This is a genomic window from Methanocalculus sp. (assembly GCF_029762515.1).
In the GTDB taxonomy this organism is placed as follows: Archaea; Halobacteriota; Methanomicrobia; order Methanomicrobiales; family Methanocorpusculaceae; genus Methanocalculus.
On sequence record NZ_JARVGN010000018.1, the window covers coordinates 1 to 11,614 of the forward strand.

Here is an 11,614-nt window from a genome sequence, read left to right on the forward strand (position 1 = left end):
AGCGATGTAGAGATCATCTTCCTCTTCGGCATCCACATATTCGATCTTCCCCTGGGAGACCATATCCTCAAAAGAATATTGCCCGGCCCGGATCTTGTCGATATCATCGTCTGAAATGATCGGGAGTCCCTGATCAAGGATGATGAGTGGCCTTCTGGCACGGCCGCGGTCGGTATTGATAACAATCTCGTTGCTGTATTCCTTGAATGAGACATTGATCTCTGAGGAGAGCTCGCCACGGCGCCTGAGCTGACGGACCCTGGCTGCAAGCGCCTGTCCGTCATCTACAACACCAATGAGTGCTCCATCAACAAAAATTCGTGTTTTGACTGACATTAGTGTTCACCACCAATCGGCTCGACACCAATGCTGAAGAGCACATTCTTTATCTCCTCTTCATCAAGGACACCCTTGCTCACTTCGACAAGCTGGGCAAAGTTCTTTACAAGACCACAATTCGGACCCTCAGGAGTCTCTGACGGGCAGATTCTGCCCCATTGTGTCGGGTGCAGATCACGGGCCTCGAAATGCGGCTGTGAGCGGGAGAGCGGGGAGATGACACGGCGCAGGTGGGAGATGACCGACATGTGGTCAACCCGATCCAGAAGCTGTGATACACCGGTTCTTCCGCCTACCCAGTTCCCTGTTGCAAGTGGGTGGAGAAGCCGCTCGGTTAATACATCTGCCCTGACGGCAGTCTGTATTGAAAGATCGCGGTGCCGCATGCTGGCACGTTCAAGCTGGTACTTGACATCACGGGTCAGCCGGTTGAGGGAGATCCGGAAGAGATCCTCCATCAGGTCACCAGCGAGCTTCAGCCTCTTGTTTGAGTAGTGATCCTTGTCGTCTGTCTTCCGCTTCTTCAATGCGAGGTGGAAACAGGCTTCAGCCATTCGTCCGAGGAAATGGGCTTTTGCCAGCCTGACACTGATCATCATCTCTTCATACCCGGGATCATCCTCTTTCACCGAGGGGCTGACGAGGTAATTCAGGTGGGGGAGAAGATAGTTGTCAAGGACAAATTCAGCACGCTTCTTCTGGTACTCCCTCGTCTGGTTCGGTGCAAGCTTTTTGCCGACATACATGACTCCTTCCTCGACTGATCCGCATTCTGCGGCTTCAAGGTTCTGCATCATGTAGGTGAGGATATCCTCGTCAAGAGAGACCGCGGTCACAATATCGGAGTCGGTCTCAAGACCGAGTGAACGCATCAGGTCTGCAAATTTCAGGTGCCCGGCAACCGAGGGGAATGAGACATCAAGGAGATTCTTCTTATTCTTCTCAACGACAACGAGTGCCCGGTAGCCACGGTACTGCGAAAAGACCTTTGAGACATGGATCTGTTCGTTGTACCGCTCGGTATACTCGGTCATGATCTTGTTGGATGCAAGATCTTCAAGTGACATCAGCACGCGTTCTGTGCCGTTTACAATGAAATATCCGCCGGAATCCAGGCGATCCTCACCACATTCGACCCGCTCGTCATCGGAGAGGCCGTACAGGTTGCAGACTTTTGATCCGATCATTACCGGAAGCTGACCGATTGTTGTCTCGATTGGATCGTACCGTTCCTCACCCTGGCAGAGCGTCATCTCCAGGATCATGGGTGCAGCATAGTTGAGGTTCCGAAGCCGTGCCTCGGTCGGGTAGAGTTCGCTCTGGGATCCGTCCGCCTCCCGGACTATGGGTTTTTCAACCCGGATCTTACCAAGCTCGACCCAGACAGCCTCGTTGTTCTTGCCCCTGTGTTCAATATCCGTCTCTATGACGCGTTGTTCATCAACGACGGTCTGTAGATTATAGTCTAAGAAGTTGTTGTAGGATTCGAACTGGTGGCGTGCAACATGATCTTTGGAAAAATATGCCTGCGATAATACGCTTCTATCAATCAGATGTATCATCTCCGATTATTTCTTGGGTCTTCTCACAACAAGGCGAAATGCTTCAGCCTCACCCGCTGTATGGCTTTTTCGGGTGATGCGTATAACATTCCCGGGTACTGCATCAATAGATTTAACAATTGGGTCGTCGTGATATATCTTTAGTAATTGCTCCATTATCAGATTATAATCCGTCAGGAGAGTGTTTACTTCTTCAACATCCATGATCTGATGCTTTGGCACCATATCATGCATCAGAACATTTAACCTGGTGCCCATCAATAATTGCCCCTTTTAATAGTGTTGAATAGGATAATGTTCAGAGATCTCATCGATTAAAAACCACAGCTTGAACCGTGGTAACGGGCCCGGAGGGATTTGAACCCCCGACCACCTGGTTAAAAGCCAGGCGCTCTACCTAACTGAGCTACGGACCCACCGGTCAAACAAACCTAGCATTATTAAAATGCCATATTAACTTAAAAACCTTGTTATTCACCCACATTTTCAACCCCATTTCCGATCATCATGAAGCGATCCGGACCCGGAAATGCCCAATCACTAACGATCCAACCGACACCCTTTAATTCAAAACCGCTTCATATGAAAGTAGAATCGAAGGTACACGGTGAAAAGTATGGGAGATTACGATCATCTGACTCCGATAATGAAATCAGTAATGAATATGATTTCGCGGTGTACACTTTTTATTTATGCATTAATTGCCGCCCTTTTGATCATTATTGCCCTTCTGACCTTTCTGGATGCAGTCTACCTGATATTTGCGATCTTCTCGCATGGAGATGTGATCACCGGCATTCTTGACGTATTGCATGTCCTCCTTCTGACGATCATCGTTGTCGAGGTGCTTGAGACCGTTACCGGGTATTTCAGGACAAAACGCATTCTTGTCCGCCCTATCCTGATTGCAGGAATGACCGCGATGATCAGAAAAGTGCTCATTATCAGTGTGGATGATGCACAGGTTGCAGAAATGATCTGGATCATCGGTATCATCGCCGTCCTGACAGCAGCAATCTATGTTGTGGGAAGAAGCGAGGATAATACGATTTTACACTGAAGAAGAGAGAGATTCGGGCAAAACAGAGTTCAGATCCCAATCTGAGCCCGGATCTCCTCGAGACGGGACTGCTGGATCGAAAGGCCTTTCTTCATGCTGTTAATGGCATTTTCTATCTTTTCGACGCTTCCTGTCCTGCGATCCTTGAGAGAATAGGTATTTTCAAGAATACGGATGAGACGTGTATTCACATCAACACTTTTTACGAGGCGCGCATATTCCGATACAAGAACCTGGTTGACACCCCGCTCACCGGCGAGCCTGATCGCCGCTGCGATTGACCGGCGCCTCTCGAGCACATGTTCTATTGATTCGTAGAGTTCCGTATGCGTGATCGGCTTGATGATGTAATCTTCGATATACATCCCATACTCTTCTGCCTCATCGGGAGTGAGCTGTTTTGCTGTCAGCATCATGACAGGTATATCACGGGTAGCCGGGTTCAGCTTGATATTTTCAAGAGTCTCCCAGCCATCCATCGGCTCCATCATGATATCAAGGAGGATGAGATCCGGAGTGAGATCCAGAAGAATATCAAGTCCTTCTGCCCCGCTGCCAGCGGAATATGTCGTATATCCACCACGCTTCAGCATGGTTACAAATACCTCTACAATGCCGGGGTTATCATCGATCACAAGGATTTTTGCTGTCATCAGAGAGCTCCTCCGATACGCTCTCCAATCTCCTGAAGATGGGCGCAGACCCCCTCCAGATTTGCATCGTTATTGGCAGTGACAGCAATTAACAGCCGTTCGCCAGCAGGAACAAGGATTATTGCTTTTTTGTGGCTGTTCACCACAATCCAGAGAGGGGATTCGATATTGACGACAGATGCGGCAGCCTCGGATGAGGCGATCATGGTGGCACACATCGCCCCAAAAGACTGGGCAGAGAGGGAGTCTTCAAATGATTTGCCAATGAGGATTCCATCGGTTGAAACAAGGGCGCAATCGTTTACGCCTGAAACAGCCTTAATTTCGTCTACGAACTGACGAATCATCTGCTTAAGAGGGCCTGCTGACGACATCTGCAACTGATCTCCGGTATTTTTTTACTCTATTGAGGGAGGTGTATCCAGCGTTAATCGGTATGAACTATCGATCATTGCTCTTTCCCCGCGATACAAAGGATTAGAAGACTAATTAGCCCCATACATAAATACCTTTTTGCTTTCCACCAGAGATCCGCCCCTGTGTTCATGAGATCGTTTTGAGAGATAGGGAGGATTTCGGATGCAGGCAATTGTGCTTTCAATCCCGGTTAAAAAAGGAAACTACATATGCAATACAACCGAATAGTATGAGCACGGGGCCATAGGGTAGCCTGGCCATCCTAGGAGACTGGGGGTCTTCTGACCTGCGTTCAAATCGCAGTGGCCCCATTCAACTCTTTCTTAAAAAGTATCAGATTATCAGGTAACAGGTCGATGAAATGAGAATCACCGAAACATGCCGGGATTGTCTCCTCTCCCGCGTCCGCTTTGAAGCAGAACTCTGCACAGAGGATACGGCAATCGTTGAAGAAGCAGTCAGGGCTTCCCGCACCCTGCTTGACTCACTGTTTGAAGATGATGTTCCGGCACCCGTGATTGCAAGTGCGGTTCACCGTTGCTGTTATAGAACTGTAGGGGCCGTTGATCCGTACCGGACACTGAAGTACCAGGATACCCGGACAGCACGGGATGTTGTAGCAAAGGTCCGCCACCTGATAACAGATTTTCCATCTGCCATTCGGGCGGCAGTCATCGGAAACGCAATGGATTACGGAGTGATGGGCCATACGATTGCAGAGGACTTTATCAGCTTTTTCAAGGCAGAATTTGAGAAGGGACTCTTTATCGACGATTCCGATGAAATTGCAAAAGCTGCCCGGAGAGTCGTATACTTTATGGATAATACCGGTGAGAGTTTCTTTGACCGGATTCTCATTGAGGAGCTGAAACATCTGGGGGCATATGTCACGGTTGCCGTGAAACACGCGCCAATATTAAACGATGTCACCCTTGATGAGGCACGGGATGCCGGGATAGATGAGGTCGCAGACCACCTGACCACAACAGGCGGCGGTGCAGAAATCGGCGTCAATCTCAAACTGATCCCAGACGATCTGAAAGATGCGATCCAGAGTTCAACCCTGATCATCTCAAAAGGGCTTGCCAACTATGAGTCTCTCTCAGATTATTCCAATCTGCCGCCGGTTGCGTACCTGCTGGTTGCAAAGTGTGATCCGATCGCAGAAAAGCTCGGAGTCCCAAAAGGGGCAAAGATTGCCCATATCATCAGATAATTTTCCTTTCAGGAAGCATTTATACCCCCAAACCACCATCTATCTGTATGGTGCTTGAGACGAACCTGTATTTCGCATTGATTATTATCGGTGCATTACTGCTTCTCTTCGAAGCAATGAATCCGGGGTTCTTTGCCGCTGTACCCGGCACAACGATGATCGTCCTTGGAGTCATGTTCCTGATGGGCATCGATGTCTTCAGCAGCACGTGGGGGATTCTGATCGGAGTTGCGTCGGCACTCATTGCCGCAAGCCTGACTATCTTGTTATACCGGCGCCTCTCACCCGAACAACTGCCAACGACGATGAGTCGTGACTCTCTTGTTGGAAAGGAAGGGAAGGTCGTGCGTGAAGTACAACCGGACGAACTCTCAGGGAAGGTCTCGGTCTCCGGTGTCGAGTTGAGTGCACGCTCAACAGGAAGAATACTCTCCCCCGGTACAACCATCAGGGTTGTCAGTTCCGAGGGAGTGCATGTCATTGTAGAGGAGGTATGAAAGTATGGCTCTCATTGATAGTTTTGTAACGATCATTTTAATTTTAATTATCGTCTTCATATTTGCCCGTGGCGTGGTCATCGTCCAGCCGTACCAGCAGGGCCTTACCATCCGGCTCGGTACCTATACCGGCCGGATGAACCCCGGTTTCCGCTGGGTTGTCCCGTTCATCACGGAAGTCATCAAGCTGGATCTCAGGACACAGGTGATTGATGTTCCGTCGCAGGAAGTGATCACAAAAGACAATTCACCGACAAATGTCGATGCCATCATCTATGTCCGGGTGATGGATCCTGAAAAAGCATTCTTTGAGGTTGCCGCGTATAAATCCGCCACGGTGGCTCTTGCACAGACAAGCCTTCGTGGCATTATCGGCGATATGGAGCTTGATGAAGTCCTCTACAACCGGGATCTTATCAACACCAAGCTCCGCGATATGCTTGACCGGGAGACAGACCAATGGGGTGTCAAGGTTGAGCGTGTCGAGATCAAAGAGGTCGACCCGATCGGTGCTGTTAAACAGGCGATGACCGAGCAGACCTCGGCCGAGCGTGAACGGCGTGCGGCAATCCTCAGGGCAGATGGAGAGAAGAGGGCTGCCATCCTGAAGGCCGAAGGTCTCCGGCAGAGTATGATCCTCGAAGCCGAGGGTGAGCGGCAGAGCAAGATCCTGAGAGCAGAGGGTGAACGGCAGGGGAAGATCCTGGTGTCGCAGGGAGATGCACAGGGGCTCCGTATCCTGGCACTTGGCGCCCGCCCGCTTGATAAGCGTGCAATTACTGTCCTCTCACTGGAGGCTCTGAAGAAGATGGCCGAGGGAGAAGCAACCAAGATCGTGCTGCCGTTTGAGCTGACAAGCCTCATCAAGCAGAGCGCGAAGTTCCTTGGCGCAACAGAGGATATGCATGATGAAGATCCAAAAGACTTAATGGAGCTTTCTGAGGATATACTCGGCGAGATGCCTGGAAAGGATGCAATCCATTCAGCAAAAGAGATCTTAAAATCGATCGAAGCGGATATCGATACATCCGATATCAAGATGATCGGAAAAGATAAGATCGAATAACCGGGAACCGGCAGCAAAGCCGTTCCTTTCCTTTCCTTTTTTTAAATCAAACCATAACTTCTATCAGCCGGTACTCCAACCAGCTCATTATGACAGAGATCATCCGGGAACTCGGCAAAGAAGAATTCCACCTCGCAGAAACACTCTGGCGTGAGTATCGCAGCCAGAAAGCAGATGCAATAAAAGAACGGATATTCGGTGTATTTACTGAGGCGGAACTGGCTGCAACAGCCCGTTGTACCCGCCACCCGGAGGGTCTCGAGATGGACTGTGTCTTCACCCCCGAGAGGTACCGGGGCAGGGGTTTTGCCCGCATTGTTGTACAGGCACTCCTTGATGCCTGCGGCGGTGAGGACATATATCCATTCCACCCTCCCACTGATCGCATTCTACACATCCCTTGGATTTGAGAGGATTGAAGAGCGGGCAATGCCACAGACGACCCGTGAGCGTTTCATCTTCTGTTTCGGGGAAATGGAAGGGTGCAACGCCATCCCGATGGTGAGGAGAGGAAGGTAAAATTTTCCTCCCCGCTATTGGTGAGGGTAGTTTGAAGCAGGTGCGGCCATCCGTTCAACCTCCCTGCGAAGCATGTGAGGACGGGGACGGGGCGGTGGGGAAAAACACCTAAGTGAACAGATCCGAATGCTTGATTCAAACACCTGATAACCAGATGATGGCTCGTTCACTATTGAAAAACCAGACTAATCAGCGAAGAGCCGTAAATCCGGCCTTCTGCCGGATACTCAGATCAGGGTATTCTTCCCTCCATATAACGCTGCGATCCCCCCTCACAGATGGAAGAGGTAGGGGAGGAGGATCGGAACCAGGAGCATAAACAGCACCACCCATGAAACCGAGACGACGATCCGATCCACATATCCTCCCAGTCCACGCTTGTCAAGAATCCTGTTTAACCCTTCCCTGAGGATATGGCCGCCATCAAGCGGAAGCATCGGAAGGGCATTGAAGATCCCGACCATGATATTGATCCAGCCAACCCAGAAGAGGAGGTGAATCAGTGGCCAGAAACCATCAAACGGCACCTGGAGGTAGGTGTTCTCAACCGAGTCATAGGGGATCACCCTGAGGAAATCTGCTCCCGGAACGATATTGAGTGGTGCGATCAGGAGATAGAGCATCCCTTCAGGAGAGGCGAGATTGCCAAGTACGGTAACGACACGCTCGCTGTCATAGTACATAATCCCCATGAACCCTGATTCCATTTCGCTGGCAAGTTCCTCCGGCCAATCCGAGAGGATAAGGGTTCGTTCGACAGGTGTGCCATCCGAATCAACAATGAGCGTCAGGGAATCGCCGGGACGGGTTTGGGAGAGGAGTGCCGTCACCTCTTCCCTGGATGCCACCGGCTCGCCATTGACATTCATGATGACCGAAGGGAAGGGGAGATCGGCCTCATATGCCGGATAATCCATGTAGACACCGGTGACAACCGGGGCAGGGGAGGGGGCTACCATCCCGAGGAGGAGGACAAGGGCGATGAAACAGGCTACACCGACGGTGAGGTTGTTAGTGATACCCGCCCCAAACATCCGCATCTTCGGCATGCCATGTTTTTTATCGAGATCTTCCTCATCAGGCTCAACAAATGCACCGATAGGGATGACCGCCAGCAGAAGTCCGGTGCTCTTTACCGCGATCCCCTCGATTCGGCAGAGGATACCATGGCCAAATTCATGGATTGCAATCGTCAGCACAAGGGCGGTCCAGACCGCAAAAGATGAGGGTATAAACTCATTGACACCGGGGATGAGGAGAAGATTCTGGGGTTTCTGGAACTCTGTTGGTTCCGGGCGTGTCAGAAGGGTGATCTCGGTCGTCTTGACGAGCAGGTACATCATCAGGGCTGAGATGAAGACCACCATCAGCACCCCGATAGTCCCATAGATCCTGAAGAATGCCCTGAAGGGAATAAAACGATCAAAAAAACCGACTTTTTCCGTTTTGATCATCATAATAGGGCCATAAAACGTGATATTTTCTGGAAATAAACCATTTCTCCAGATGACCCCGGCTATAACTGCATATAAAGCAATGACAAGAACAACAGGGAAAAGCCAGTCCATAAGTAGGTTTACTGTTTGCTGTGAACCTTCATAAAGCCGTTCATTGTGTTAGAAATCGAAAAGCGATGATTGTCTTTCTTTTTCGAGGAGAGCTGCCACAGTCTTCCAGCTCGATCGGGCACAGGCGGGGGGGATCCCATGTTCCCGGATATACTCTGAGAGAAAACGGATCGTCTTTTTATCGGAAGGATAACCGCTCCCGATATCACCATATTCAAGGGCGAGATCGGCAATCGCCCGATCCCTTGTTACTTTTGCGATGATACTGGCGGCACCGACAATTGGATAGGTAGCATCTGCCCTGTGCTCGGCTACCAGTCTGCATGGGTATGGGAGGAGAGACTGCACCGTATCTGCGTACCGGGCGGCATTTACATCACATGCATCAAGGTATGCGGTTTCTGGCTTCAGTGCCGCAACACATGCTGCATGTGCCCGTGCCACCACCAGGTTCATTGAGATGAGAGGGAGTGCAGCATCAATCTCACCCGGAGAGACAGAGACGACATGAAAGAGGCACATTTCCGTCAGCATAGGGAAAAGCTCTTCCCTTTTGCGGGGACTGAGGGTTTTTGAATCCCTGATTGCAAGAGAGTCAAGCTGCGTGAGATCAAAAACACCGGCGGCTGCAACCACCATCGGCCCGAGAACCGCACCCTTCCCTGCCTCATCCACTCCGCAGAGCATACATACAGATCACTCCGCAAGGTATTTCAACACGTGCTTATGTAAAACCGTATATGTACATCATCGTTATCGGCCTCGGCGGTATCGGGAGAAGCCTTGCGGCCACTGCTGCTGAGAATGGCGACAGCGTTGTAATCATCGACAGGGATGAAGAGCGGTGTGCTTCGATGCTTGAGACCTACGATCTCCTGGCAATCACCGGAAATGCCACCGACAAATCGATTCTCGAGGATGCCGGGATCGATCATGCAGACGCACTTGTTGCAACCACTAGCGATGATGCGGCAAACCTCATGACATGCTGGCTTGCAAAACGGTACTCTGTTCCGAATGTTGTATCGATTGTAAATCACAAGGAACATTCCGAGCTTTTTTCCGAGGTGGGAGTCAGGATCAGCGAAAATCCTGATGAGATCGTTGCCAGATCCCTCTATACCTGGGCAGAGAACCCAAATACCCAGGCACTTGCCTCGATCCATGGGGGAGGGATCTTTGAGATCTCCGTAGAAGCGGATTCACGCGGTGCCAATAAAAAGATCAGTGACCTTGATGTGAAGGATTTCGTCATAATAGCAGTTCACAGGGCAGGAGATCTGATCATCCCGAAGGGAGATCTTGTTATCAGGCCGGAAGACTTAATCACCGTATTCTCTAAAAAAGAGGCTGAATTAAGCAGTCTCCGCTATTTAAACCAACAGTTCACAAAAATATGAAACCGGTCTCTGACCGGTTGCCGTTTTAGAGGAATGCTTTGAGATGTTTGAGCTCCAGGAGGAGCGAGGGGTTTGCTTTGATCAGCTCGGTGATCAGTGTCAGCGTGCTGAATTCCTCAAGATTGATCTTTGAGATAGAATGAACAATAGCATTCAGCTTCTCATCTGATAACCCGACAAAGATTTCCTTGACGGCATAGTTCCGTTCAAGCGCCTTCCCCATGTTTGAGCTGCGCCAGATTGTATCATATGGCATCAATGCGGCTTTTCTGGTGTCACCCTTCTCAAGTGCTCCGATTGCAGTCTCGGCGGCAAGCCGTCCGGTGTACATCGCATTGTAAATCCCGCCTCCGGTGATGGGATCAGAGATCCGGGCAGCATCGCCGACGATCAGCATATTATCTGCAACCGTGCAGGAGAGCGGCTTGCAGACCGATACGCCACCGACAATCAGTTCGATGCATTTGCCATCAGGGAACTTCCTTTTGACGAAACGGTCAAGGTAATCCTTTGCACGATGCCCAGCACCGCTCTTTCCGCCGCCGATACCGATACCGACATTGGCAAGACCTTTTCCTTTGGGGAAGATCCAGACATATCCGGCTGGAGCAACTTCATTGCCAAGATAGAACGAGGTCATCTGTGCATCGATATCGATCCCTGTCATCAGGTACTGTGCACAGGTCTCGATCTCACGGAGTGGGACTGTTGTATCAATACCTGCCCATTTTGCAAACTTCGACTCGATGCCATCTGCAGCGATCGTGACTTTCGCATCCACTTCATAGGTCTTCCCATGCTGTTCGATGACCGCACCGGCAACTGCACCATTTCTCATGATTGGAGCAGTGGCCCGGGCCTTCACATACGTCTCGGCTCCTGCTTCGGCAGCCTTCCAGACAAGTTCCCGGTCAAAGACCTTCCTGTCAAGGACGTACCCGACTTCTGATCCCGCCATCTTCGGCTCAAGGAGCATCGAGAAATCATCAGGGGCAACAAGCTCGGCCCGTTCGATTTCAGTTGCAATCCATCTTGGATCCGGGGGGAGGAAGTCGGTCAGGAGCTCCTTGCCAATACCCTCGGCACAGCGGACAGGAGTTCCTATCGCAGGACGCTTCTCGACAAGACAGACAGAGAGACCTTTATCTGCGGCAGTCTTTGCAGCAAGCGCTCCTCCGGGACCGCCGCCGATGACCAGCATGTCATACTGCCGCTTCATTCCTTGACAACCTCCAGAGCACCGAGTGGACAGACCTTCTCACAGATTCCGCAGTTGATACAGGCGGTATCCACTGTAAGAAATGCATCGACCAGCTC

Annotated in this window: 14 protein-coding genes, 2 tRNA genes and 1 pseudogene; 7 read left to right on the forward strand and 10 right to left on the reverse strand. The window is 50.7% G+C overall.

The annotated features are described in order from the left end of the window. The 4 genes and pseudogenes from QCH34_RS01280 to QCH34_RS01295 all read right to left on the reverse strand — a co-directional run. A pseudogene (locus QCH34_RS01280) lies at window positions 1-336 on the reverse strand (DNA-directed RNA polymerase subunit B); the annotation flags it as partial. Then, window positions 336-1,901 (reverse strand): DNA-directed RNA polymerase subunit B'', encoded by a 1,566-nt coding sequence (locus tag QCH34_RS01285; RefSeq protein ID WP_300328802.1) that lies wholly within the window; start codon window positions 1,899-1,901, stop codon window positions 336-338. The pseudogene QCH34_RS01280 and the gene QCH34_RS01285, both read right to left, overlap by 1 nt. 6 nt (window positions 1,902-1,907) lie before the next feature. Continuing rightward, window positions 1,908-2,159 carry a DNA-directed RNA polymerase subunit H gene (locus QCH34_RS01290; protein ID WP_300328805.1) on the reverse strand — a complete coding sequence of 84 codons (252 nt, stop codon included), beginning with the start codon at window positions 2,157-2,159 and terminating at the stop codon, window positions 1,908-1,910. 84 nt (window positions 2,160-2,243) lie between these two features. Then, window positions 2,244-2,317 (reverse strand) — tRNA-Lys (locus QCH34_RS01295). 242 nt (window positions 2,318-2,559) lie between these two features. Between QCH34_RS01295 and QCH34_RS01300 the strand changes: the two genes are divergently transcribed. Next, a complete protein-coding gene (locus tag QCH34_RS01300; RefSeq protein WP_300328810.1) occupies window positions 2,560-2,961 on the forward strand; it encodes a phosphate-starvation-inducible PsiE family protein in 402 nt (133 codons plus the stop codon). Window positions 2,962-2,990: 29 nt separating this feature from the next. On the opposite strand, the gene QCH34_RS01305 is transcribed toward QCH34_RS01300, so the two are convergent. Together QCH34_RS01305 and QCH34_RS01310 are read right to left on the reverse strand one after the other, a co-directional pair. Beyond that, window positions 2,991-3,614: a response regulator gene (locus tag QCH34_RS01305; protein ID WP_300328813.1), complete on the reverse strand. Its 624-nt coding sequence runs from the start codon at window positions 3,612-3,614 to the stop codon at window positions 2,991-2,993. Beyond that, the gene (locus tag QCH34_RS01310) at window positions 3,614-3,988 is read right to left on the reverse strand and encodes a roadblock/LC7 domain-containing protein (protein ID WP_300328816.1); all 375 of its coding nucleotides are present in this window, start codon (window positions 3,986-3,988) and stop codon (window positions 3,614-3,616) included. The genes QCH34_RS01305 and QCH34_RS01310 overlap by 1 nt, the downstream gene beginning before the upstream one ends. A gap of 280 nt (window positions 3,989-4,268) precedes the next feature. Here QCH34_RS01310 and QCH34_RS01315 point away from each other — a divergent pair. From QCH34_RS01315 to QCH34_RS01335, 5 genes are all read left to right on the forward strand, one after another. Continuing rightward, window positions 4,269-4,342 (forward strand) — tRNA-Pro (locus tag QCH34_RS01315). A 50-nt stretch (window positions 4,343-4,392) separates the two neighbouring features. Then, window positions 4,393-5,247, forward strand: a complete 855-nt coding sequence (locus tag QCH34_RS01320) for an ARMT1-like domain-containing protein (RefSeq protein WP_300328819.1) — start codon at window positions 4,393-4,395, stop codon at window positions 5,245-5,247. Between the two features lie 47 nt (window positions 5,248-5,294). After that, entirely contained in the window at window positions 5,295-5,744 is a 450-nt protein-coding gene (locus QCH34_RS01325; RefSeq protein ID WP_300328822.1) for an NfeD family protein, read from the forward strand. 4 nt (window positions 5,745-5,748) lie between these two features. Continuing rightward, complete coding sequence (locus tag QCH34_RS01330; protein ID WP_300328825.1) at window positions 5,749-6,810, forward strand: SPFH domain-containing protein; 1,062 nt, start codon at window positions 5,749-5,751, stop codon at window positions 6,808-6,810. 89 nt (window positions 6,811-6,899) lie between these two features. After that, on the forward strand, window positions 6,900-7,220 hold the full coding sequence (locus QCH34_RS01335) for a GNAT family N-acetyltransferase (protein WP_300328829.1): 321 nt from the start codon (window positions 6,900-6,902) through the stop codon (window positions 7,218-7,220). A 381-nt stretch (window positions 7,221-7,601) separates the two neighbouring features. On the opposite strand, the gene QCH34_RS01340 is transcribed toward QCH34_RS01335, so the two are convergent. Together QCH34_RS01340 and rnhB are read right to left on the reverse strand one after the other, a co-directional pair. Further along, a complete protein-coding gene (locus tag QCH34_RS01340) occupies window positions 7,602-8,786 on the reverse strand; it encodes a site-2 protease family protein (protein WP_300328833.1) in 1,185 nt (394 codons plus the stop codon). 159 nt (window positions 8,787-8,945) lie between these two features. Next, window positions 8,946-9,584 (reverse strand): ribonuclease HII, encoded by a 639-nt coding sequence (rnhB, locus tag QCH34_RS01345; RefSeq protein ID WP_300328836.1) that lies wholly within the window; start codon window positions 9,582-9,584, stop codon window positions 8,946-8,948. Window positions 9,585-9,637: 53 nt separating this feature from the next. Between rnhB and QCH34_RS01350 the strand changes: the two genes are divergently transcribed. Beyond that, entirely contained in the window at window positions 9,638-10,297 is a 660-nt protein-coding gene (locus QCH34_RS01350; RefSeq protein ID WP_300328839.1) for a TrkA family potassium uptake protein, read from the forward strand. Between the two features lie 25 nt (window positions 10,298-10,322). Here QCH34_RS01350 and QCH34_RS01355 read toward each other — a convergent pair whose 3' ends face one another. Beyond that, the gene (locus QCH34_RS01355) at window positions 10,323-11,516 is read right to left on the reverse strand and encodes an NAD(P)/FAD-dependent oxidoreductase (RefSeq protein WP_300328842.1); all 1,194 of its coding nucleotides are present in this window, start codon (window positions 11,514-11,516) and stop codon (window positions 10,323-10,325) included. Continuing rightward, window positions 11,513-11,590, reverse strand: a complete 78-nt coding sequence (locus QCH34_RS01360; protein WP_366898185.1) for a 4Fe-4S binding protein — start codon at window positions 11,588-11,590, stop codon at window positions 11,513-11,515. The genes QCH34_RS01355 and QCH34_RS01360 overlap by 4 nt, the downstream gene beginning before the upstream one ends. Between the last annotated feature and the right edge of the window lie 24 nt (window positions 11,591-11,614).

Coding starts and splice junctions, on each gene's coding strand:
- QCH34_RS01340 (WP_300328833.1), bottom strand. CDS start 8,786: ATGATGATCAAAACGGAAAAAGTCGGTTTTTTTGATCGTTTTATTCCC.
- QCH34_RS01350 (WP_300328839.1), top strand. CDS start 9,638: ATGTACATCATCGTTATCGGCCTCGGCGGTATCGGGAGAAGCCTTGCG.
- QCH34_RS01290 (WP_300328805.1), bottom strand. CDS start 2,159: ATGGGCACCAGGTTAAATGTTCTGATGCATGATATGGTGCCAAAGCAT.
- QCH34_RS01300 (WP_300328810.1), top strand. CDS start 2,560: ATGAATATGATTTCGCGGTGTACACTTTTTATTTATGCATTAATTGCC.
- QCH34_RS01320 (WP_300328819.1), top strand. CDS start 4,393: ATGAGAATCACCGAAACATGCCGGGATTGTCTCCTCTCCCGCGTCCGC.
- QCH34_RS01310 (WP_300328816.1), bottom strand. CDS start 3,988: ATGTCGTCAGCAGGCCCTCTTAAGCAGATGATTCGTCAGTTCGTAGAC.
- rnhB (WP_300328836.1), bottom strand. CDS start 9,584: ATGCTCTGCGGAGTGGATGAGGCAGGGAAGGGTGCGGTTCTCGGGCCG.
- QCH34_RS01330 (WP_300328825.1), top strand. CDS start 5,749: ATGGCTCTCATTGATAGTTTTGTAACGATCATTTTAATTTTAATTATC.
- QCH34_RS01285 (WP_300328802.1), bottom strand. CDS start 1,901: ATGATACATCTGATTGATAGAAGCGTATTATCGCAGGCATATTTTTCC.
- QCH34_RS01355 (WP_300328842.1), bottom strand. CDS start 11,516: ATGAAGCGGCAGTATGACATGCTGGTCATCGGCGGCGGTCCCGGAGGA.
- QCH34_RS01325 (WP_300328822.1), top strand. CDS start 5,295: ATGGTGCTTGAGACGAACCTGTATTTCGCATTGATTATTATCGGTGCA.
- QCH34_RS01335 (WP_300328829.1), top strand. CDS start 6,900: ATGACAGAGATCATCCGGGAACTCGGCAAAGAAGAATTCCACCTCGCA.
- QCH34_RS01305 (WP_300328813.1), bottom strand. CDS start 3,614: ATGACAGCAAAAATCCTTGTGATCGATGATAACCCCGGCATTGTAGAG.